This is a genomic window from Streptococcus sp. HMSC034E03 (genome assembly GCF_001811505.1).
Classification (GTDB): domain Bacteria; phylum Bacillota; class Bacilli; order Lactobacillales; family Streptococcaceae; genus Streptococcus.
Genome location: NZ_KV804997.1, coordinates 20734 through 41767, shown reverse-complemented (window position 1 = coordinate 41767; position 21034 = coordinate 20734). Strand labels below are relative to the sequence as shown.

The window sequence follows — 21034 nt, the reverse complement described above, 5'->3', positions numbered from 1 at the left end:
CTATGGAAATCAATACACACAATGCTGAGATTTTACTGAGTGCTGCCAATAAGTCCCACTATCCGCAGGATGAACTTCCTGAAATTGCTCTTGCAGGACGCTCAAATGTTGGTAAATCGAGCTTTATCAATACCATGCTCAATCGTAAAAATCTAGCTCGTACCTCTGGAAAACCAGGGAAAACACAACTACTTAATTTCTTTAATATTGATGATAAGATGCGTTTTGTAGATGTGCCTGGTTACGGTTATGCCCGTGTTTCCAAAAAGGAACGCGAAAAATGGGGACGCATGATTGAGGAGTACTTAACCACTCGAGAAAATCTTCGAGCAGTGGTTAGTCTCGTTGACCTTCGTCATGATCCGACAGCTGATGATGTACAGATGTACGAATTTCTTAAGTATTATGAGATTCCTGTCATCATTGTGGCGACTAAAGCAGATAAGATTCCGCGTGGGAAATGGAACAAGCACGAATCAGCTATTAAAAAGAAATTAAATTTTGATCCAAGCGATGATTTTATCCTCTTTTCGTCCGTAACAAAAGCAGGAATGGATCAAGCTTGGGATGCTATTTTAGAAAAATTGTGAGGAATACAAATGGCAAAAACAATTCATACAGATAAAGCTCCAAAGGCAATCGGACCTTACGTTCAAGGAAAAATCGTTGGCAACCTTTTGTTTGCTAGCGGTCAAGTTCCATTGTCTCCTGAAACTGGAGAAATCGTAGGAGAAACGATCCAAGAACAGACTGAACAAGTCTTGAAAAATATTGGAGCTATTTTAGCAGAGGCAGGAACGGATTTTGACCATGTTGTTAAAACAACTTGCTTTTTGAGTGATATGAACGACTTTGTACCTTTCAATGAGGTATACCAAACAGCCTTTAACAAGGAATTTCCAGCTCGTTCAGCTGTAGAAGTAGCTCGTCTTCCTCGCGATGTAAAAGTCGAAATTGAAGTCATCGCAGAGATTGGATAAGCGAGTTGAAGTTTGGTTCTTCCAAACTTCTTTTGATATAAGGAGACAATGATGACAAAGAAACAACTTCACCTGGTGATTGTGACAGGGATGAGTGGTGCAGGAAAAACCGTAGCCATTCAATCCTTTGAAGATTTAGGATATTTTACCATTGATAATATGCCACCTGCCCTCTTACCAAAATTTTTACAGTTGGTTGAGACCAAGGATGATGACCACAAGTTGGCCCTAGTGGTGGATATGCGTAGTCGTTCTTTCTTCTCAGAGATTCAGGCTGTCTTGGATGAATTGGAAAATCAAGATGATTTGGACTTTAAAATCCTCTTTTTGGATGCAGCAGATAAGGAATTGGTGGCACGCTATAAGGAGACTAGAAGAAGTCACCCTCTGGCAGCAGATGGTCGTATCTTGGACGGAATTAAGCTGGAACGTGAACTCTTGGCACCCTTGAAAAATATGAGTCAAAACGTGGTTGACACAACAGAGTTAACTCCTCGTGAACTCCGTAAGACCATTGCAGAGCAGTTTTCAGATCAAGAACAGGCTCAGTCCTTCCGTATTGAGGTTATGTCTTTCGGGTTTAAATATGGCATTCCTATTGATGCTGACTTGGTATTTGATGTTCGTTTCCTCCCAAATCCTTACTATCTACCAGAACTTCGCAATCAGACAGGTGAAGATCAGGCCGTTTATGACTATGTTATGAATCATGAAGAATCTGAAGATTTCTACCGCCATTTGTTGGCCTTGATCGAACCAATCCTACCTGGCTACAAGAAAGAAGGAAAATCTGTTTTAACCATTGCAGTAGGTTGTACAGGTGGACAACACCGGAGTGTTGCCTTTGCCAAACGATTAGCCACTGATTTGTCTAAGAATTGGCCTGTAAATGAAAGCCATCGTGATAAAGACCGAAGAAAGGAAACGGTAAACCGTTCATGAGAAAACCAAAAATTACAGTGATTGGTGGAGGAACTGGAATCCCTGTTATTTTAAAAAGTTTGCGGGAAAGAGATGTTGATATTGCAGCCATTGTAACTGTTGCTGATGACGGAGGTTCTTCAGGTGAACTGCGTAAAAATATGCAGCAGTTGACACCACCTGTAGATTTACGCAATGTGCTTGTTGCCATGTCAGATATGCCAAAGTTCTATGAAAAGGTTTTTCAATACCGCTTCTCGGAAGATGCAGGTGCCTTTGCTGGACATCCGCTAGGGAATATTCTCATAGCAGGGCTTTCTGAATTGCAGGGCTCAACCTATAACGCCATGCAATTGCTGAGTAAATTTTTCCATACGACTGGAAAGATTTATCCATCTAGTGATCATCCCTTGACCTTGCATGCAGTCTTTAAAGATGGTTCAGAAGTAGCTGGGGAAAGTCACATTGCAGACCATCCAGGCATGATTGACCATGTTTATGTCACCAATACCCTGAATGATGAAAAACCCCAAGCAAGTCGCCGAGTTGTTAATACCATTCTTGAGAGTGATATGATTGTCTTAGGGCCTGGTTCACTCTTTACCTCCATTTTGCCGAATATTGTCATTGAAGAGATTGGACAAGCCCTTCTTGAAACCAAAGCAGAGGTGGCTTATGTTTGCAATATCATGACCCAACGTGGTGAGACTGAGCATTTTACAGATAGTGATCATGTGGAAGTCTTGCATCGTCATCTTGGTCGCCCCTTTATTGATACCGTACTTGTTAATATTGAAAAGGTTCCAAGAGACTATATGGACACCAACCGTTTCGATGAGTATCTAGTTCAGGTTGAGCATGATTTTGATGGTTTGCATCAACAAGTTCCCCGTGTCATTTCATCCAACTTCCTACGCTTGGAAAATGGTGGTGCCTTCCATGATGGGGATTTAATCGTGGATGAATTAATGCGCATCATACAGGTGAGAAAATGAGTTTCACAGTAGCAGTAAAAGAAGAAATCCTAGGTCAACACCACCTGAGTCGCTATGAGTTATCAGCCATTATCAAGATGTCTGGAAGCGTAGGTTTGTCTAGTTCTGGCTTGACCTTATCCGTTGTTACAGAGAGTGCCAAGCTTGCCCGCCATCTCTATGAATCGTTCTTACACTTTTATGGTATTAAGTCGGAGATTCGTCATCATCAGAGAAGCAATCTTCGTAAAAATCGTGTTTATACTGTGTTTACAGATGAACAAGTCCAAGAACTTTTAGCGGATTTGCGTTTGGCTGATTCTTTCTTTGGTCTGGAGACGGGAATTGATCCGGATATTTTAGGAGATGAAGAAGCAGGTCGTGCCTATCTTTGTGGTGCATTTTTAGCAAATGGGAGTATTCGGGATCCCGAGTCAGGCAAGTATCAGCTGGAAATTAGTTCAGTTTATCTGGACCATGCCCAAGGGATCGCTTCGCTCTTGCAGCAGTTCTTGTTAGATGCCAAGGTGATTGAACGAAAAAAAGGTGCAGTGACCTATCTCCAGCGAGCAGAAGATATTATGGATTTCCTGATTTTAGTAGGAGCTATGGAGGCACGTGATACTTTTGAAGGTATCAAGATTCTCCGAGAAACTCGAAATGACCTCAATCGTGCCAATAATGCAGAGACGGCAAATATTGCTCGTACGGTTTCTGCAAGCATGAAAACCATTAATAATATCAGTAAAATCAAAGATAGAATTGGCTTGGATAATCTGCCAGCAGACTTGCAGGAAGTTGCCCGTCTGCGTATCCAGCATCCAGACTATTCTATTCAAAAGTTGGCAGATAGTCTGACAAATCCCTTAACCAAAAGTGGTGTCAATCATCGACTGAGAAAGATAAACAAGATTGCTGATGAACTATAAAACCACGAATCTTCGGATTCGTGGTTCTTTTCTTATAAACTTGTAGAGTGTTTTGGTTGTACTTTTTGTTCTGGGTCAATGTAGTTAATGGCATTGTTGACAGCAGTTGGTGCTTCACCAAGACCTGTGGCAATCAAGTCAATCTTACCTTCATAGTAGCAGCAGTCACCAATAGCGTAAATTCCAGCTTGGCTTGATTCTTGCTTGCTATTGACAATAATCTTGTGGCGGTTCAGTTCTAATCCCCATTTTTTAAGATTACCAACAGAAGATTTAAAGCCATAGTTGACAAAGAGATGGTCTAGTTCAATACTTTCGGTCTCATCGGATTTAACTTTTGTAATTTCAAGCTTGTCTAAAGTTTTTCCATCTCCAAGAAGTTGACTTGGTACAAATGGGGTTTTGATAGTCACAGAAGACTCTTGCAAGGCTTGTACGCTATGTTCAAGAGCACGGAAGTTATCTCGACGGTGAACAAGTGTAGTTGGAGCAATCTTTTCAAAAGCTAGTGCCCAGTCCACAGCTGAGTCACCACCACCGAGGATGGTTATCTTCTTACCAGCATATTGTTGAATATTAGAAACGTGGTAGTGGATATTGTCATAGCCTTCCACGCCTTCTAATTCTAGTGGACGAGGTTTAAAGGCTCCGCCACCCATAGCGATGATAACTGTTTTAGACAGGTGACTTCCTTTAGAAGTTGTAATGGCAAAGCCATCTTCTTGTTTTTCAATCTCAAGCACCGTTTCATTGAGATGAACAGGCGTCTCAAATCCTTCAAGTTGTTCCAAAAGTCGGCTAGTCAATTCCTCCCCAGTAAGGTTTGGAAAACCTGGAACATCGAGAATTTGTTTTTCAGGATAAAGGATGGCAGGTTGACCACCTAGTTGAGGAAGAGAATCGATGATTTGTACTTTGGCTTGACGAAGGTGAGCATAAAAGGCTGCGAAAAGACCGACAGGACCACCTCCTACAATGGTGATATCATATAGTTCAGACATGGTTTCTCCTTAATTTATTTCTTCTAATCAATTCTATCATATTTTCTACTAATTTAAAATGAAGTAGGGGGAAGAAAATTTTCATATAAAATGATATAATGAAGAGTAGCTTTTTTATGGAGAGGAGGCCTAGAATGAATTTTCAGCAATTATCTAATCTTCAATACTGGTCTAGTTTATTTTCCAGTCCTTGGAGTATTCTGATAAATGTGATTGATATTCTTATCGTTGCCTATATCTTATACCAATTTACAAAATCAATTGCAGGAACCAAGATTATGATCCTGGTTCGAGGCGTTCTAGTCTTTATCTTAGCTCAGATAGCAGCTAATACCTTGGGCTTGACGACTATTTCCTGGTTGATCAATCAATTGATTACTTACGGGGTTATTGCAGCAGTTGTCATCTTTTCTCCAGAGATTCGGACAGGCTTGGAACGATTGGGGCGTGCAACAGACTTCTTTTCAAGTACACCCATCAGTTCAGAAGAACAGATGATTCAGGCATTCGTCAAAGCAGTCGAATACATGAGTCCGAGAAAGATTGGAGCCTTAGTAGCTGTACAGCGAGTCAGGACCTTGCAGGAGTATATTGCAACGGGGATTCCTCTAGATGCTAAGATATCAGCAGAACTTTTGATCAACATCTTCATTCCAAACACACCTTTACATGATGGTGCTGTGATTATTAAAGGGGATCGAATAGCCGTAACTTCTGCCTATCTACCATTGACGGAAAATACAGGTATTTCAAAAGAATTTGGAACGCGACATCGGGCAGCCATTGGTTTATCTGAGGTTTCTGATGCTCTCACTTTTGTGGTATCAGAGGAAACTGGAGGTATTTCCATTACCTATAATGGTGTCTTTAAGCATGATTTAACGATGGAAGAATTTGAGGAAGAGCTACGTCGTATACTGATTCCGGAAAATTCACAAGAGCCAAGCTTAACAGAGCGTATATTAGGAGGCTGGAAGAATGAAAAAAAATAGTTTATATATCATCTCCTCACTCCTCTTTGCTTGTGTTTTATTTATCTACGCTACCTCTATTAATTACCAAAATAATAATAATGCAAGACCGGCTCGAACAGAAACCTATACCAATACAGTCGTAAATGTACCGATTGATATTCAGTACGATAGTGAGCAGTATTTTATTAGCGGTTTTAGTTCAGAAGTAACGGTATTTTTAACTGGATCTAATCGAGTGACCTTGGCTAGTGAGATGCAAGAAAGCACTCGTAAATTCAAGGTTATTGCAGATTTGACACAAGCTACCGAAGGAACCATTGAAGTTCCCTTGACCATTGAGAATCTTCCAAGCGGTTTAACAGCCCTAGCAACACCACAGAAAATCACCGTTAAAATTGGGAAGAAGGCAACACGGGATAATTTACCAGTCACTCCACAGATTGACTCTGGTAAGGTTGATGAACGAATTCTCATCGATAGTGTGACTGTTTCAGATGAACGCGTTTCGGTTACTAGTGATGCTGATACCTTATCCAAGATTGATAAGATTGTGGCTGTTTTACCAACTAGTGAAAAAATTACAGGAAATTATACGGGTTCAGTTCCTCTACAAGCTATTGATAAGAATGGAACAGTTTTACCAACGGTGATTAAACCGTATGAAACAACCATGAAGATAACAACGAAACAAGTTCGATCAGCAAGTAGTTCTAGCTCATCAACGACAAGCTCATCTTCGGGCAGTTCGTCTTCAACTGGTTCTGAAACCAATCCAGACTCTTCAAAAAAAGATTAATAAAACAATAGAAAAGGATAAAAAAATGGGTAAATATTTTGGAACGGACGGAGTCCGTGGAGAAGCAAACGTAGAATTAACTCCAGAATTAGCTTTTAAATTGGGACGTTTTGGAGGTTATGTCCTCAGTCAACATACGACTGAAGCACCAAAAGTTTTTGTAGGACGTGACACTCGTATCTCAGGTCAAATGCTTGAAGCAGCGTTGATTGCTGGTCTCCTTTCAGTCGGAATTCACGTTTATAAGCTTGGAGTTCTTGCAACACCAGCAGTAGCTTACTTGGTGAAAACTGAGGGAGCGAGTGCAGGTGTCATGATTTCAGCAAGTCACAACCCAGCCCTTGATAACGGAATTAAATTCTTTGGTGGTGACGGCTTTAAACTAGACGATGACAAAGAAGCAGAAATCGAAGCCTTGCTAGATGCCAGTGAAGATACTCTCCCACGTCCAAGTGCAGAGGGCTTAGGTACGGTTGTTGACTACCCAGAAGGTTTACGTAAGTATGAAGCCTATCTTGTTTCAACTGGAATTCCTCTTGAAGGGATGAAGGTTGCCTTGGACACTGCTAACGGAGCAGCTGCAACAAGTGCTCGCCAAATTTTTGCAGATCTAGGTGCTCAATTAACAGTTATCGGTGAAACACCAGATGGCCTTAACATCAACTTGAACGTTGGTTCAACTCATCCAGAAGCTTTGCAAGAACTTGTAAAAGAAAGCGGGTCAGCTATTGGTTTAGCCTTTGATGGGGATAGCGACCGTTTGATTGCTGTTGATGAAAATGGCGAAATTGTCGATGGTGACAAGATTATGTACATCATTGGGAAATACCTCTCTGAAAAAGGTCAATTGGCTCAAAACACGATTGTGACAACAGTTATGTCCAACCTCGGTTTCCATAAGGCCTTGGATCGTGAAGGAATCAATAAAGCAGTCACTGCTGTTGGAGACCGCTATGTAGTTGAAGAAATGAGAAAATCTGGCTACAATCTCGGAGGTGAGCAGTCAGGTCACATTATCTTGATGGACTATAATACTACTGGTGATGGGCAACTATCAGCTGTGCAATTGACGAAAATCATGCAAGAAACAGGTAAGAGTTTGTCTCAATTGGCCTCAGAAGTGACCATTTACCCACAAAAATTAGTCAATATTCGTGTGGAAAATGCCATGAAAGAAAAAGCCATGGAAGTGCCAGCTATCAAGGCTATTATTGAGAAGATGGAAGCAGAAATGGCAGGTAATGGTCGCATCCTCGTTCGCCCAAGTGGAACGGAGCCACTCTTGCGTGTCATGGCAGAAGCACCTACTACTGAGGAAGTAGACTACTATGTAGACACTATTGCTGAAGTTGTTAAAACTGAGATTGGTATTTAGTAACTCTAGCAGAAAATAAAAAAATATGGTACAATGGCAACTATATTGTACTAATGGAGATGAAAATGAATTTAAAACGTGAACAAGAATTTGTCAGCCAGTATCACTTTGATGCGCGTAACTTTGAATGGGAAAATGAAAATGGAGCACCTGAAACTAAGGTTGATGTAAACTTCCAGTTGCTTCAGCATGATCAAGATAATCAAGTTACTTCTTTGGTAGTTGTTTTGAGCTTTATGATTGTCTTTGATCGATTTGTCATTAGTGGAACGATTTCTCAAGTCAATCATGTTGAAGGTCGTATTATCGATCAACCAAGTGATTTCAGCCAAGAAGAGGTTGAGACACTAGCTCGTCCATGTTTGGATATGCTTAATCGTTTGACTTATGAAGTAACAGAAATTGCCCTTGATATACCGGGAATTAATTTGGAGTTTTAAGAAATGAAATTAGCGGTCATAACAGACTCGTCTGCTTTTCTACAAGCGGAAACCTTGCGGAAAGAAGATTTATTTGTGCTAGACATTCCTGTGAATATCGATGGACAGGAGTATGTTGAAGGTGTAAATCTAACCGCTCAAGAATTTTATGAAAAAATGGCTTCAGCAAGCGAATTGCCAAAAACGAGCCAACCAAGTATTGCCAAGTTAGATGAAATTTTATCATCATTAAAAGCTAAAGGCTATACACATGCCTTGGGTCTTTTCCTATCTTCTGGAATTTCAGGGTTTTACCAAAATATCCAATACATGAAGGATGAGTTTGAAGGTTTGACCATTGCTTTTCCAGATACTCGAATTACAAGTGCTCCTTTAGGCTATATGGCTGAAAGTGTCTTTAAATGGGTAGAACAGGGAGATGGTTTCGAGTCTATCTTAGATAAAGTAACTGAACAGATTGAAAATACCTCAGCCTTTATTATGGTGGATGATCTTGACCATCTAGTTAAGGGGGGACGTCTTTCAAATGGTGCGGCCATTTTAGGGAATCTCCTTAGTATCAAGCCAATCCTATACTTCAATGACCAAGGTGTGATAGAAGTATATGAAAAGGTTCGTACAGAGAAAAAGGCTACCAAACGCTTGGTTGAAATTGTTAAAGAAGCAACAGCTATTGGGAATTACCAGATTACTGTCATTCACGGGAATGCTCCTCAAAAAGCAGCAGATTTACGTCAACTTTTGATTGATGGTGGAGTGGCTACAGATGTTTCAATTGCAACCTTCGGTAGTGTTATTGGGACTCACCTGGGAGAAGGAAGTATTGCTTTGGGCTATACACCCATAATCTAGACTATTTTTTAGGGGCAACTAAGGTCCTTTGTATCTTGAAATTCAACACGTCTGGAACCCAGTGTGAAAAAGATAGTTCTTCCAAGGAGTAGATACTCCTTGCTCAGACCTCCTATTTTCACTTTGTGTTCTTACAGGCTTTGTATCTTAGAAATTGAACACGGACTACCTGCCTCTTGAAAAAAGATGCCTGTCTTGCCTTTCGTGGAAAGTCAGCGCCATTCCCTATTTTTCATGGGCAGCTAACGTCCTTTGTATCTTAAACAGGAGTAGAGATTGAGATGAGTATTCGAGTAATTATTGCTGGTTTTAAGGGAAGAATGGGCCAATCTGCTTGTCAAATGGTTTTGTCTGATCCTGAACTTGAACTAGTAGCAGTTGTAGATCCTTTCGAGTCTGAGACCCAATGGCAAGGAGTTCCTGTTTTCAATGATAAGAATGACTTGGCAGGTTTTGAGGCAGATGTATGGGTTGACTTTACAACGCCAGCTGTTGCCTATGAGAATACACGTTTTGCTCTTGAAAATGGCTTTGCACCTGTCGTTGGAACAACAGGTTTCACTAGTCAAGAGATTGAAGAACTAAAAGAATTTTCTCGTTCCAAAGACTTGGGTGGCTTAATTGCTCCTAACTTTGCCTTGGGTGCTGTCTTACTCATGCAATTTGCGGCACAAGCTGCAAAATACTTCCCAAATGTAGAGATTATTGAGCTTCACCATGACAAGAAAAAAGATGCCCCTAGTGGAACAGCTATCAAAACAGCTGAGTTGATGGCAGAGGTTCGTGAGTCTATCCAACAAGGTGCTAGCGATGAGGAAGAACTCATTGCAGGTGCACGTGGAGCTAATTTTGATGGTATGCGAATCCACTCAGTCCGTTTACCAGGTTTGGTAGCTCATCAGGAAGTTATATTTGGAAATCAGGGAGAAGGATTGACCCTACGTCATGACTCCTATGATCGTAGCTCCTTCATGACAGGGGTGAATTTGGGAATCAAAGAAGTTGTCAAGCGTCATGAGCTTGTCTATGGATTAGAACACTTATTATGAGATTAACACAAATGCCTTCTGAATTTCAGAAGGCTTTACCAGTATTAGAAAAAATTAAAGAAGATGGCTTTGAAGCCTATTTTGTTGGAGGCTCTGTTAGGGATGCCCTACTTAATCGTCCCATCCATGATGTGGATATTGCGACGTCATCTTATCCAGAAGAGACCAAGCAGATTTTTCCACGGACAGCTGACATTGGCATTGAGCATGGAACCGTTTTGGTTTTAGACGGAGATGAAGAATACGAAGTAACTACTTTTCGAACAGAAGATGTCTATGTAGACTACCGTAGACCAAGTTCAGTTTCTTTTGTTCGTTCGCTAGAAGAGGACCTCAAACGACGTGATTTCACAGTTAATGCCTTTGCTTTAGATGAGACAGGGGAAATCATTGATTTGTTTGATGGTTTGAGAGATCTAGAAAATCAAGTTTTACGAGCAGTTGGTGTAGCTAGTGAGCGTTTCAACGAAGATGCCCTACGCATTATGCGCGGATTTCGTTTTCAAGCCAGTCTTGGTTTTGAACTCGAGCAAGAAACCTTTGAAGCGATGAAGACCTTAACACCACTCTTAGAGAAAATTTCTGTGGAACGTACTTTTGTTGAATTTGATAAACTTCTACTAGCTCCTCATTGGCGAGTAGGTCTGTCTTCTATGATTGCAAGTAAAGCTTATGATTATCTTCCAGATATGGCTGGTAGTCAGGAGAACCTCCAATTTCTATTTGACTTAGATGCTGATTTTACCTTTGAATCTTCTGAACAAGCCTGGGCTGCTCTATTGTGGGCTTTAGAGGTGAAGGATGCGCAACAATTTTTGAAAGATTGGAAGACTTCGCGTCAATTCGCTAAGCAGGTTCAAGATTTGTTGCTCATTTTAGCTCTGCGTGAAGAAGGTGAATTAAATAAACGTGACTGTTACCGTTTTGATCTAGATTTGCTTTTACAGGCTGAAAATCTTCGTCAGGCTCAAGGAAAAGAAGTTAATCCACAGGCTATCGAAGAGACTTACCATAGCTTAACCATCCATGATAAGAAAGAAATTCAAATCAATGGTGGGATTTTGATCAAAGAATATGGCTATCAACCAGGACCAGAAATGGGAGAAATTTTAGCAGAGATTGAGTATGCTATTGTAGATGGAGATTTGGAAAATGACCGTCAAGCCATCCATGCTTATCTGAGGGAGAAAAAATGAGTGATTTTATTGTTGAAAAACTAAGTAAATCCGTAGGAGACAAGACTGTCTTTAAGGATATTTCCTTTATTATCCATGACTTGGATCGCATCGGTCTCATTGGTGTCAACGGAACTGGGAAAACGACTCTTTTAGATGTGCTTTCAGGGGTTTCTGGTTTTGATGGTGACGTAAGCCCTTTTTCGGCAAAAAACGACTACAAGATTGGTTATCTGACCCAGGACCCAGATTTTGATGATAGCAAGACTGTCTTGGATACAGTCCTATCCAGCGATCTCAAGGAAATCCAGCTTATTCGTGAGTATGAATTGATCATGCTCAACTATAGTGAGGACAAGCAGGCACGTTTGGAACGGGTCATGGCAGAAATGGACTCTCTCCAAGCTTGGGAAATTGAGAGTCAGGTCAAGACGGTTCTTAGCAAGCTGGGGATTCAGGACTTATCTACTCCTGTTGGGGAATTGTCAGGTGGTCTGAGAAGACGGGTCCAGTTGGCGCAAGTCTTACTTGGCAATCACGACCTTTTGCTTTTGGATGAGCCGACCAACCATCTGGATATTGCGACTATTGAGTGGCTGACCCTCTTTTTGAAAAATTCCAAGAAAACGGTTCTCTTTATCACCCACGACCGGTACTTCCTAGATGCGCTCTCGACGCGAATTTTTGAGTTGGACCGTGCTGGTTTGACCGAATATCAAGGAAATTACCAAGACTATGTTCGCCTCAAGGCTGAACAGGATGAGCGCGATGCAGCTCTTCTTCACAAAAAGGAACAACTCTATAAGCAAGAATTGGCCTGGATGAGACGACAACCACAGGCTCGTGCAACCAAGCAACAAGCACGGATTAATCGATTCCATGACTTGAAAAAAGAAGTCTCAGGAACTACAGCTGAGACAGACTTGAGCATGAATTTTGAAACCAGCCGTATCGGGAAAAAAGTCATCGAATTTAAGGATGTTTCCTTTGCCTATGATGATAAACCAATTTTACAGGATTTTAGTCTCTTGGTGCAAGCCAAAGACCGTATCGGAATCGTCGGGGACAATGGTGTTGGGAAGTCAACCCTTCTTAACCTTATTGCAGGAAGTTTGAAACCGACTGAAGGAGAGGTTATTATCGGTGAAACAGTTCGCATCGCCTATTTCTCTCAGCAAATCGAAGGATTGGATGAAAGCAAGCGGGTTATCAATTATCTGCAGGAAGTGGCAGAAGAGGTTAAGACCAGTAGTGGCTCTACGACTTCAATCGCTGAGTTACTAGAACAATTTCTCTTCCCACGCTCAACACACGGTACTTTGATTGAGAAGTTGTCTGGTGGTGAGAAAAAACGACTTTACCTCCTTAAACTACTCCTCGAAAAACCAAATGTTCTCCTCTTGGATGAGCCAACTAATGACCTAGACATTGCGACCTTAACTGTTCTAGAAAATTTCTTACAAGGTTTTGCAGGTCCAGTCTTGACCGTTAGTCACGACCGTTATTTCCTTGATAAGGTGGCGACTAAGATTCTTGCTTTTGAGAATGGCATCATACGTCCGTTCTTTGGCCACTATACCGACTACCTAGATGAAAAAGCCTTCGAAGCAGAAGCAACAAGTCAAGTTCAAAAGGCTGAGAAGGAAAAAGTCGTCAAAGTCCGTGAAGAGAAGAAACGCATGACCTACCAAGAAAAGCAGGAGTGGGCAAGTATTGAAGGCGATATCGAAAACTTGGAAAATCGTATCTCTGTTATTGAAGAGGAAATGCAGGCCAATGGCTCTGACTTTGGAAAGCTAGCTACTCTTCAAAAAGAGTTAGATGAGAAGAATGAAGCCTTGCTTGAAAAATATGAACGCTATGAATATTTAAGTGAGTTGGCTTAATGGAAGAAAAAATCATAAAATGGAGCAGCAAGAAAATCATCTGGAATATTACTCTCTGTTTAGTTGGGTTAGCTTTTCTGCTTTGGATACTCTCTTTTATGATGACATACCCCAAAGAAGCACCAATGGGATTGGTGGTATTAATACTCTTTGTTGGCTTCTTAATCATCATTTTTGGATGGATTTTGTATGAACGTTTGCGACTTCTTTTTTCAGATAAAGAGTATTTGAAATGTACGTCTCAAGGATTTTCCTATAAGCCTCATCCAAAAAAAGAAAGTCAGTTTTATTCTTGGGGACAAGTAGAAACATTTTCTCTTATGAGAATTAAAGGTGGTAGAAGTTCGAGGGATTTTTATCAGATTGAAATTTATTTTTTTGACAAAGACCTTGTAAAAACAAAATCTCTATGGAATCGTCTACGAAGTAGATTTACGGCTGCTAAACATTCTAACGTTTTAAAAATTCCAATCTACTTACTGGATGTCGGTTTACCGCGAAGAGTCTTTGAAGCCATGTCCTACTTTGAGCGAGAGTGGCGAATCCAACAAAATTGTCAACGCAATCAAAAATCTAAAAGCAAAAAGAAGAAATGATTTTATTAAGCGAGCAATAGTTAAAGATTTGATTAGAAGCCTTGGACTCAGTTTCCAGGGTTTCTTTCTATTTCTCTTTTCTAGGAATTATGGTATAATAGGGAGTAAAAATTTAAAAAGAAAGAAATGCTATGAACTTAAAAGATTACATTGCAAGTATTGAAAATTATCCACAAGAAGGAATTACATTCCGTGACATCAGCCCTTTGATGGCCAACGGAAATGCCTACAGCTATGCTGTTCGTGAAATTGTTCAATATGCTACTGACAAAAAGATCGATATGATCGTAGGACCAGAAGCGCGTGGATTTATCGTTGGATGTCCAGTTGCTTTTGAGTTGGGAATTGGTTTTGCACCTGTGCGTAAACCAGGAAAATTGCCACGCGAAGTCATTTCAGCTGACTACGAAAAAGAATATGGTGTTGATACTTTGACTATGCACGCAGATGCTATCAAACCAGGTCAACGTGTTCTCATCGTAGATGACCTTTTGGCAACAGGTGGTACTGTTAAAGCGACTATCGAAATGATTGAAAAACTTGGTGGTATCGTAGCTGGTTGTGCCTTCTTGATTGAGCTTGATGAGCTTAAAGGTCGCGAAGCTATCGGAGATTACGATTATAAAGTGCTTATGCATTATTAATGAAAAACAGTCCCTAGGGCTGTTTTCTCTTCATCTGATATAAAAAAAGGCTATATCTAGTTAGAGAAAAACTATAATTGAAAACTATATCTTCTTACAGTATAATAAAGGGAAGGACTTTCGTCAGCTGATTTTTCATTTGACGACTGTATTTTCGTTTGAGCCTAGAATTGATACAGTAAGGAGATTTCCATGCCGATTCGAATTGATAAAAAATTACCAGCAGTTGAGATTTTACGAACGGAAAATATTTTCGTCATGGATGACCAGCGGGCGGCTCATCAGGATATTCGACCACTGAAAATTCTGATTTTAAACTTGATGCCACAGAAGATGGTTACAGAGACTCAGCTTTTACGACATTTAGCTAATACTCCTTTGCAGTTAGATATTGATTTCTTATATATGGAAAGTCATCAGTCGAAAACAACTCGTTCTGAGCATATGGAGACTTTTTATAAGACCTTCTCGGAAGTTCAAGACCAGTATTTTGATGGCTTGATTATCACGGGAGCGCCGGTTGAGCATCTTCCTTTTAAAGAAGTGGACTATTGGGAGGAATTTACTCAGGTCATCGATTGGTCAAAGACACATGTCTTTTCAACCCTGCATATTTGCTGGGGAGCACAGGCTGGCCTCTACTATCGTTACGGCGTAGATAAACACCAGATGGCTCAAAAGCTTTCGGGAATTTATCCTCAGGATGTTTTAAAAGAAGGTCATCTTTTGCTGAGAGGTTTTGATGATTTGTATGTGTCTCCCCATTCTCGTCACACAGAAATTCTCAAAGAAGACATTGTAAATAAAACCAATCTAGAGATTTTAGCATCTGGAAAAGAGGTGGGAATCTCTATCCTTGCAAGCCGAGATTTAAGAGAAGTTTATAGCTTTGGGCATTTAGAGTATGATCGTGATACTCTAGCGAAAGAATATTTTAGAGATCTAGATGCTGGTTTAGATCCCCATATACCAGAAAATTATTTCAAAAATGATGACATCCATGAACTTCCTTGTATGCGTTGGAGTTCCTCAGCAGCTCTCTTTTTCAGTAACTGGGTAAATTATGCAGTTTACCAAGAAACCCCTTTTGAGTGGAAGAGTGCAGAAGAAGATGTCTCTCATTTTGGATATTTATAAGAGGAATTATGACATATTTAGATGCTTTCAAATCAGGGAACTTGGTATTACCAAGTGCTCTGCTCTTAAACTACAATCAACTGTTTTCATCAAGCGATGATTTCTTAGTTTGGCAATTCTTTTACCTACAAAATACAACAGCTTTAGGGGAGTTGTCCCCAAGCCAGATTGCTGAGAAAATTGGCAAGCAAGTCTTTGAAGTCAATCAAGCTATTTCGCGCTTGACAGAAAAAGGCTTACTTCAATACCGAACCATTGAACTCAATGGTGAGATAGAAGTGATTTTTGATGCGACTTTAGCTTTAGAGCGCTTAGACCAACTTTTTGAACAGCAAGAGCCTAGCCAAGCGCTACCCGCTAAAAATGATTTGAAAGACTTGGTGGAAACCTTCCAAAAAGAGCTAGGTCGTCTCCTAAGTCCTTTTGAGATCGAAGATTTGGAAAAGAGTTTGAAAGAAGACGGAACCAGTGCGAACCTGATCAAAGAGGCCCTACGTGAGGCCGTTTTGAATGGAAAACCAAATTGGAAGTACATCCAAGCTATCCTAAGAAACTGGCGTCATGAAGGCATTAAGAGTGTAGTCCAGGTAGAGGCTAAGCGTCAGGAGAGAGAAGCGACTAATCCTCAAAATGTTCAAGTTTCTGCAGATTTTCAAAATGCTATGGATCTTTGGAAAGACTAGTTTTAAGTATTGATAATAGAAAAAAATGCCTACAGGCTAGAAAGAAAATCTAGCTTGTGGGCATTTTTTGTGTGTTTTATACTCAATGAAAATCAAAGAGCAAACTAGGAAGCTAGCCGCAGGTTGCTCAAAACACTGTTTTGAGGTTGTGGATAGAACTGACGAAGTCAGTAACACATATACGGCAAGGAGAACTTGACGTGGTTTGAAGAGATTTTCGAAGAGTATTAATTGATTAGTTAGCCAGTCCCCATACACTAAGAGAGCGTTCTGTAACTGGGAAATCTCCATAACCTTCAGCATTTATAGTTACTTGATCTGAATGGTTACCAAGTAAATCAACAAATGTTTGGTCAGCCCATTCTTGACCAACAAACATGGATTTGCTGTTTTCTTGGTCATTTGAAATCAAGACTGCGATTGGGGATTGATTTTTAGCGCCTGAACGAACCCAACCGATACAATTAGAATCGTCAAAGTAGTCAGTCTGCTCTCCATAAGCCAAATCTTTTCGGATGGCAAGCAGACGGTCAAGGACATCCTTGAAGTCTTCCTGAGCATACTGTCCTGAAATCCCATAGTAGTCTCCGTAAAAGACACATGGTAGACCGTGCTCACGCAAAAGAATGAGAGCATAGGCTGCTGGTTTAAACCATTCTTCAACAGTAGACTCCAGAGCTTGACCTCGTTGGGTGTCATGGTTTTCGACAAAGGTTACAGCCTTATCTGGCTTGATTAGAACGAGACTATCATTAAAAATGGTACGCAAATCATAGTCTGCACCAGCTTGGCTTGCTTCAAAGAGATTCATATGGAGGCGAACATCGACAAGATCAAAGCGTTCTTCAATTTTATCGAGGTATTCTAGGTTGGCTGCTTTGTCTGGATTCCAAAATTCACCAAAAACATAAAAATCTTGGCCATATTTTTCTTTGATATCGCGAATGAAATTGCGCATAAAGAAAGAGTCAATGTGTTTAACGGCGTCCAAGCGGAAACCTGCCACACCAGTTGTTTCCATAAACCAATCTGCCCAATCGTAGATATTTTTTATCACTTCAGGATGTTTGAAATCTAGATCGGCATACATGAGATAGTCGTAATTGCCATTCTCATTGTCGACTAATTCCTCATGAGCCCAGCCTTTGTTGTCTCCCTGTATCAGATAGATTCCAGATTTACGGCGTTTAGCATCGTAGTCAGTTCCAGTAAAGTGGTACCAGTGCCAGTGGAAGTCATTGTAGGTATTTTGTCGTCCATCAAAAGTAAAACCAGTCCAGCCATTGATGGTAAAAGGTTCTCCTAGTTCCACAGTTCGATCTTCTGGATCCACTTCGATAACTTGAAAAGATTCTAAATGGTCAGCGGCTGCCTTATGATTTAAGACGATATCAGCCATTGGTTGAATCCCATGAGATTTTAAAGTTTGGATGGCATGAAGATAGTCTTCTTTAAAACCATACTTGGTACGTATAGTACCTTTCTGATTGAACTCTCCAAGGTCAAATAGGTCATAGACGCCATAACCAACATCTTTTTCATTTGTTGCTTTAAAAGCAGGTGGCATCCAAATGTGACTAATACCTAAGTTAGCTAGGTGTTCAGCGTCGTCAGCTAGGCGTGTCCAGTGATTTCCATCGTGAGGCAGATACCACTCAAAATATTGCATTAGGGTTTGATTTTTCATAGTTAATCCTCTTACTTACAGTGATGAGAATTATTGTAGCATAAAGTCAGCTTCTGCGCAAACGTTTGCGCTAAAATTAAACTCTTAAAATTTTATGTCTATTTTTCAACTAGAAGTGTTGAAATACTATAAAATAAAAATAGTAGGACTAATGGGAGGAAAAATTCTCTCAGATAGGGCAAGATGATGGATGAATCAATAGTTTCTATTTTGTGAATTGTCATAAAATTTGTTATAATAGTGTTTATGAATAAAGTATTCGTCAGTAGACGTGTTGAAAAAAAACTAAATCAAGGTCTAGTACTTTTGGAGGATATTGATTTTCCAGAACTATCTGAAACTGATCAAGAAGTTGAGTTATTGAGTCAAAACAAGCAGTTTTTGGGCAAGGCCTATTTATCTCGTCAAAATAAGGGAATTGGTTGGTTTGTAACGAACCAGAAGCTTTCTTTTAACCAAAAATTCTTTGAAAGTTTGTTTGAAAAAGCCAAACAAAAACGTTCTGCTTACTATCAAGATGAGTTGACAACTGCCTTTCGTTTGTTTAATCAAGAAGGCGATGGTTTTGGCGGAATGACTTTGGATCTCTATGGAGATTATGTTGTTTTTTCATGGTATAACTCCTATATCTATGGACTTCGCCAACAGATTTTAGCAGCTTTTGCTCAGGTTTTCCCTGAAGTATTAGGTGCCTATGAAAAGATTCGTTTTAAAGGTCTAGACTATGAGTCTGCCCATATCTATGGTCAAGAAGCACCAGAAAATTTTACAGTTCTCGAGAATGGTGTCCTCTATCAAGTCTTTATGAACGACGGTCTTATGACAGGCATCTTTTTGGACCAACATGAAGTGCGTGGTAGCTTGGTTGATGGTTTAGTTATGGGGAAATCCTTACTCAATATGTTTTCCTATACAGCAGCTTTCTCAGTTGCTGCAGCCATGGGAGGAGCTAGTGTAACAACCTCTGTAGACCTAGCCAAACGTTCAAGAGAACTGTCAGAAGCTCATTTTCATGCCAATGGACTCAGTCTTGACAGTCATCGTTTCATCGTCATGGATGTCTTTGAATACTTTAAATACGCTAAACGTAAGGGCTTATCTTATGATGTGATCGTTCTTGATCCACCTAGCTTTGCCCGTAATAAAAAGCAAACTTTCTCTGTAGCTAAGGACTATCACAAGTTGATTTCCCAGAGTTTAGAGATTTTAAATCCGGGAGGTATGATCATTGCTAGCACCAATGCTGCCAATGTTTCCCGTCAAAAATTTATAGAACAAATCGACAAAGGATTTGCAGGAAGAAAGTACCAGGTTCTTAATAAATATGGACTTCCAGCAGACTTTGTCTACAATGAAAAAGATGAAAGTAGTAATTACCTCAAGGTGATTAGCATGAAGGTAACTAAATGAAATTAGTCGTTTCAGTAATGCCAAAGAGTTTAGAAGAGGCGCAAGGAATCGATGCCATGCGGTATATTGATGCTGATATCATTGAGTGGCGTGCTGATTTTCTACCAAAAGAAGCTATTTTACAGGTGGCGCCTGCCATTTTTGAAAAGTTTGCAGGTCGCGAACTTCTCTTTACCTTGCGCACTCGTGCTGAAGGAGGAGAGATTGACCTGTCATCGGAAGACTATGTTCAGATCATCAAGGATGTGGCCCAACTCTATCAACCTGAATACCTTGATTTTGAGTATTTTGCTCACAAGGATGTTTTTGAGCAGATGCTAGATTTTCCAAATTTGGTTTTGAGTTACCATAATTTCCAGGAAACTCCAGACAATATGATGGAAATTTTGTCAGAGCTAACTAGCCTAACTCCGAAAGTAGTTAAGGTATCTGTAATGGCACATACAGCACAAGATGTATTAGACCTCATGAATTTCACACGAGGATTTAAAACCCTCAACCCTGAGCAGGAATATGTAACGATTTCTATGGGCAAAGTGGGTAAGGTATCTCGTATCACTTCAGATGTAACGGGTTCAAGTTGGTCATTTGCAAGTTTAGATGCAGCAAGTGCCCCAGGACAAATCTCACTCTCCAATATGGTAAAAATTCGGGAGATTTTGAATGAGGATTGATGGCTACACACGTCTGGCAGCTGTGGTCGCAAATCCTATCAAACATTCCATTTCTCCCTTCATTCACAATAGCGCATTTGAGGCAACAGAGACAAACGGTGTCTATCTAGCCTGGGAGGTTGAAGCGACTGACTTGGCAGAAACAGTTGCCAATATTCGTCGCTATCAGATGTATGGAATCAATCTTTCCATGCCTTACAAGGAACAAGTAATTCCTTATCTGGACCAGTTGAGCGAAGAGGCTTGTTTAATTGGTGCAGTTAATACAGTTGTGAATCGAGAAGGAACATTAATTGGATATAACACAGATGGCAAGGGATTCTTTAAGAGCTTGCCTTCTTTTAAAATATCAAGGAAAAGACTGGTTTTGTTAGGAGCAGGCGGTGCAGCCAAGGCAATTTTGGCACAGGCAATCTTGGATGGAGTGAGTCAGATTTCTGTCTTTGTTCGTTCTTCATCCATAGAAAAAACAAGACCTTACTTAGAAAAAATACAGAATGCGACTGGATTTAGAGTAGATTTATTTGCATTAGAGGATGTTCAAGAACTTCAAGACAGCATCACTAAAGCCGACCTCCTGGTCAATGCTACTAGTGTGGGCATGGATGGATCCTCTCAGCCGATCCCGACCAGCATCGTTTTACCAGAGAAGCTTTTGGTAGCTGATGTGATTTATCAACCCTTTGAAACCCCATTTTTGAAATGGGCTAGAAGTCAGGGAAATCAATCTATCAATGGCCTTGGCATGCTGCTTTACCAAGCTGCTGAAGCTTTTCAGTTATGGACAGGCAAGGAAATGCCAACAGATCAAATCTGGGAATTATTAAAACAAAAGTACCAATAAAGAAAAA

The 21034-nt window shown here is 40.3% G+C and carries 22 protein-coding genes; 20 read left to right on the top strand and 2 right to left on the bottom strand.

The features are described from left to right. The first annotated feature begins 2 nt into the window (after window positions 1-2). From yihA to whiA, 5 genes are read left to right on the top strand one after another with little or no spacing between them, the layout of a single operon-like run. Window positions 3-590: a ribosome biogenesis GTP-binding protein YihA/YsxC gene (yihA, locus tag HMPREF2805_RS08205; RefSeq protein WP_006148034.1), complete on the top strand. Its 588-nt coding sequence runs from the start codon at window positions 3-5 to the stop codon at window positions 588-590. Between the two features lie 9 nt (window positions 591-599). Further along, window positions 600-980, top strand: a complete 381-nt coding sequence (locus HMPREF2805_RS08200; RefSeq protein WP_001140424.1) for a RidA family protein — start codon at window positions 600-602, stop codon at window positions 978-980. Between the two features lie 51 nt (window positions 981-1031). Continuing rightward, window positions 1032-1922, top strand: coding sequence for an RNase adapter RapZ (gene rapZ, locus HMPREF2805_RS08195; RefSeq protein WP_049527541.1), 891 nt, complete (start codon window positions 1032-1034; stop codon window positions 1920-1922). Further along, window positions 1919-2896 (top strand): YvcK family protein, encoded by a 978-nt coding sequence (locus HMPREF2805_RS08190; RefSeq protein WP_075232117.1) that lies wholly within the window; start codon window positions 1919-1921, stop codon window positions 2894-2896. The genes rapZ and HMPREF2805_RS08190 overlap by 4 nt, the downstream gene beginning before the upstream one ends. Next, window positions 2893-3804 (top strand): DNA-binding protein WhiA, encoded by a 912-nt coding sequence (gene whiA / locus HMPREF2805_RS08185; RefSeq protein ID WP_075232116.1) that lies wholly within the window; start codon window positions 2893-2895, stop codon window positions 3802-3804. Before HMPREF2805_RS08190 ends, whiA begins: the two co-directional genes overlap by 4 nt. Before the next feature lie 32 nt (window positions 3805-3836). Here the strand turns inward: whiA and HMPREF2805_RS08180 are convergent, their stop codons facing one another. Further along, window positions 3837-4805 carry an NAD(P)/FAD-dependent oxidoreductase gene (locus HMPREF2805_RS08180; RefSeq protein ID WP_075232115.1) on the bottom strand — a complete coding sequence of 323 codons (969 nt, stop codon included), beginning with the start codon at window positions 4803-4805 and terminating at the stop codon, window positions 3837-3839. A gap of 134 nt (window positions 4806-4939) precedes the next feature. Between HMPREF2805_RS08180 and cdaA the strand changes: the two genes are divergently transcribed. The 12 genes from cdaA to HMPREF2805_RS08120 all read left to right on the top strand — a co-directional run bounded on the left by cdaA (window position 4940) and on the right by HMPREF2805_RS08120 (window position 16412). Continuing rightward, entirely contained in the window at window positions 4940-5797 is an 858-nt protein-coding gene (cdaA, locus tag HMPREF2805_RS08175) for a diadenylate cyclase CdaA (RefSeq protein WP_075232114.1), read from the top strand. After that, a complete protein-coding gene (locus HMPREF2805_RS08170) occupies window positions 5784-6575 on the top strand; it encodes a CdaR family protein (RefSeq protein WP_075232113.1) in 792 nt (263 codons plus the stop codon). The genes cdaA and HMPREF2805_RS08170 overlap by 14 nt, the downstream gene beginning before the upstream one ends. Before the next feature lie 25 nt (window positions 6576-6600). After that, window positions 6601-7950, top strand: a complete 1350-nt coding sequence (glmM, locus tag HMPREF2805_RS08165; RefSeq protein WP_075232112.1) for a phosphoglucosamine mutase — start codon at window positions 6601-6603, stop codon at window positions 7948-7950. A gap of 65 nt (window positions 7951-8015) precedes the next feature. Continuing rightward, window positions 8016-8390 (top strand): DUF1149 family protein, encoded by a 375-nt coding sequence (locus HMPREF2805_RS08160; protein WP_075232111.1) that lies wholly within the window; start codon window positions 8016-8018, stop codon window positions 8388-8390. A 3-nt stretch (window positions 8391-8393) separates the two neighbouring features. After that, the gene (locus HMPREF2805_RS08155; RefSeq protein ID WP_075232110.1) at window positions 8394-9242 is read left to right on the top strand and encodes a DegV family protein; all 849 of its coding nucleotides are present in this window, start codon (window positions 8394-8396) and stop codon (window positions 9240-9242) included. Window positions 9243-9523: 281 nt separating this feature from the next. Continuing rightward, window positions 9524-10291: a 4-hydroxy-tetrahydrodipicolinate reductase gene (gene dapB, locus HMPREF2805_RS08150; RefSeq protein ID WP_075232109.1), complete on the top strand. Its 768-nt coding sequence runs from the start codon at window positions 9524-9526 to the stop codon at window positions 10289-10291. Further along, window positions 10288-11487 (top strand): CCA tRNA nucleotidyltransferase, encoded by a 1200-nt coding sequence (locus HMPREF2805_RS08145; protein ID WP_075232108.1) that lies wholly within the window; start codon window positions 10288-10290, stop codon window positions 11485-11487. The genes dapB and HMPREF2805_RS08145 overlap by 4 nt, the downstream gene beginning before the upstream one ends. After that, window positions 11484-13352 carry an ABC-F family ATP-binding cassette domain-containing protein gene (locus tag HMPREF2805_RS08140; protein ID WP_075232107.1) on the top strand — a complete coding sequence of 623 codons (1869 nt, stop codon included), beginning with the start codon at window positions 11484-11486 and terminating at the stop codon, window positions 13350-13352. Before HMPREF2805_RS08145 ends, HMPREF2805_RS08140 begins: the two co-directional genes overlap by 4 nt. After that, window positions 13352-13948, top strand: coding sequence for a hypothetical protein (locus HMPREF2805_RS08135; RefSeq protein WP_075232106.1), 597 nt, complete (start codon window positions 13352-13354; stop codon window positions 13946-13948). The genes HMPREF2805_RS08140 and HMPREF2805_RS08135 overlap by 1 nt, the downstream gene beginning before the upstream one ends. Before the next feature lie 131 nt (window positions 13949-14079). After that, a complete protein-coding gene (locus HMPREF2805_RS08130) occupies window positions 14080-14592 on the top strand; it encodes an adenine phosphoribosyltransferase (RefSeq protein ID WP_006145170.1) in 513 nt (170 codons plus the stop codon). A 192-nt stretch (window positions 14593-14784) separates the two neighbouring features. Then, window positions 14785-15729 carry a homoserine O-acetyltransferase MetA gene (metA, locus tag HMPREF2805_RS08125; protein ID WP_075232105.1) on the top strand — a complete coding sequence of 315 codons (945 nt, stop codon included), beginning with the start codon at window positions 14785-14787 and terminating at the stop codon, window positions 15727-15729. A gap of 8 nt (window positions 15730-15737) precedes the next feature. Next, window positions 15738-16412: a DnaD domain-containing protein gene (locus HMPREF2805_RS08120; protein ID WP_075232104.1), complete on the top strand. Its 675-nt coding sequence runs from the start codon at window positions 15738-15740 to the stop codon at window positions 16410-16412. 235 nt (window positions 16413-16647) lie between these two features. Here the strand turns inward: HMPREF2805_RS08120 and HMPREF2805_RS08115 are convergent, their stop codons facing one another. Beyond that, window positions 16648-18099, bottom strand: a complete 1452-nt coding sequence (locus tag HMPREF2805_RS08115) for an alpha-amylase (RefSeq protein ID WP_075232103.1) — start codon at window positions 18097-18099, stop codon at window positions 16648-16650. A 246-nt stretch (window positions 18100-18345) separates the two neighbouring features. On the opposite strand from HMPREF2805_RS08115, the gene HMPREF2805_RS08110 reads away from it, so the two are divergent. From HMPREF2805_RS08110 to HMPREF2805_RS08100, 3 genes are read left to right on the top strand one after another with little or no spacing between them, the layout of a single operon-like run. After that, window positions 18346-19509, top strand: coding sequence for a class I SAM-dependent rRNA methyltransferase (locus tag HMPREF2805_RS08110; protein WP_075232102.1), 1164 nt, complete (start codon window positions 18346-18348; stop codon window positions 19507-19509). Next, window positions 19506-20183: a type I 3-dehydroquinate dehydratase gene (aroD, locus tag HMPREF2805_RS08105; protein ID WP_049548583.1), complete on the top strand. Its 678-nt coding sequence runs from the start codon at window positions 19506-19508 to the stop codon at window positions 20181-20183. The genes HMPREF2805_RS08110 and aroD overlap by 4 nt, the downstream gene beginning before the upstream one ends. After that, window positions 20173-21027 (top strand): shikimate dehydrogenase, encoded by an 855-nt coding sequence (locus HMPREF2805_RS08100; protein WP_075232101.1) that lies wholly within the window; start codon window positions 20173-20175, stop codon window positions 21025-21027. Before aroD ends, HMPREF2805_RS08100 begins: the two co-directional genes overlap by 11 nt. Window positions 21028-21034: the final 7 nt, after the last annotated feature.

Bases quoted from the DNA above. Each gene is read 5' to 3' on its own strand.
- yihA (WP_006148034.1), top strand. From the start codon at position 3: ATGGAAATCAATACACACAATGCTGAGATTTTACTGAGTGCTGCCAAT.
- HMPREF2805_RS08200 (WP_001140424.1), top strand. From the start codon at position 600: ATGGCAAAAACAATTCATACAGATAAAGCTCCAAAGGCAATCGGACCT.
- rapZ (WP_049527541.1), top strand. From the start codon at position 1,032: ATGACAAAGAAACAACTTCACCTGGTGATTGTGACAGGGATGAGTGGT.
- HMPREF2805_RS08190 (WP_075232117.1), top strand. From the start codon at position 1,919: ATGAGAAAACCAAAAATTACAGTGATTGGTGGAGGAACTGGAATCCCT.
- whiA (WP_075232116.1), top strand. From the start codon at position 2,893: ATGAGTTTCACAGTAGCAGTAAAAGAAGAAATCCTAGGTCAACACCAC.
- HMPREF2805_RS08180 (WP_075232115.1), bottom strand. From the start codon at position 4,805: ATGTCTGAACTATATGATATCACCATTGTAGGAGGTGGTCCTGTCGGT.
- cdaA (WP_075232114.1), top strand. From the start codon at position 4,940: ATGAATTTTCAGCAATTATCTAATCTTCAATACTGGTCTAGTTTATTT.
- HMPREF2805_RS08170 (WP_075232113.1), top strand. From the start codon at position 5,784: ATGAAAAAAAATAGTTTATATATCATCTCCTCACTCCTCTTTGCTTGT.
- glmM (WP_075232112.1), top strand. From the start codon at position 6,601: ATGGGTAAATATTTTGGAACGGACGGAGTCCGTGGAGAAGCAAACGTA.
- HMPREF2805_RS08160 (WP_075232111.1), top strand. From the start codon at position 8,016: ATGAATTTAAAACGTGAACAAGAATTTGTCAGCCAGTATCACTTTGAT.
- HMPREF2805_RS08155 (WP_075232110.1), top strand. From the start codon at position 8,394: ATGAAATTAGCGGTCATAACAGACTCGTCTGCTTTTCTACAAGCGGAA.
- dapB (WP_075232109.1), top strand. From the start codon at position 9,524: ATGAGTATTCGAGTAATTATTGCTGGTTTTAAGGGAAGAATGGGCCAA.
- HMPREF2805_RS08145 (WP_075232108.1), top strand. From the start codon at position 10,288: ATGAGATTAACACAAATGCCTTCTGAATTTCAGAAGGCTTTACCAGTA.
- HMPREF2805_RS08140 (WP_075232107.1), top strand. From the start codon at position 11,484: ATGAGTGATTTTATTGTTGAAAAACTAAGTAAATCCGTAGGAGACAAG.
- HMPREF2805_RS08135 (WP_075232106.1), top strand. From the start codon at position 13,352: ATGGAAGAAAAAATCATAAAATGGAGCAGCAAGAAAATCATCTGGAAT.
- HMPREF2805_RS08130 (WP_006145170.1), top strand. From the start codon at position 14,080: ATGAACTTAAAAGATTACATTGCAAGTATTGAAAATTATCCACAAGAA.
- metA (WP_075232105.1), top strand. From the start codon at position 14,785: ATGCCGATTCGAATTGATAAAAAATTACCAGCAGTTGAGATTTTACGA.
- HMPREF2805_RS08120 (WP_075232104.1), top strand. From the start codon at position 15,738: ATGACATATTTAGATGCTTTCAAATCAGGGAACTTGGTATTACCAAGT.
- HMPREF2805_RS08115 (WP_075232103.1), bottom strand. From the start codon at position 18,099: ATGAAAAATCAAACCCTAATGCAATATTTTGAGTGGTATCTGCCTCAC.
- HMPREF2805_RS08110 (WP_075232102.1), top strand. From the start codon at position 18,346: ATGAATAAAGTATTCGTCAGTAGACGTGTTGAAAAAAAACTAAATCAA.
- aroD (WP_049548583.1), top strand. From the start codon at position 19,506: ATGAAATTAGTCGTTTCAGTAATGCCAAAGAGTTTAGAAGAGGCGCAA.
- HMPREF2805_RS08100 (WP_075232101.1), top strand. From the start codon at position 20,173: ATGAGGATTGATGGCTACACACGTCTGGCAGCTGTGGTCGCAAATCCT.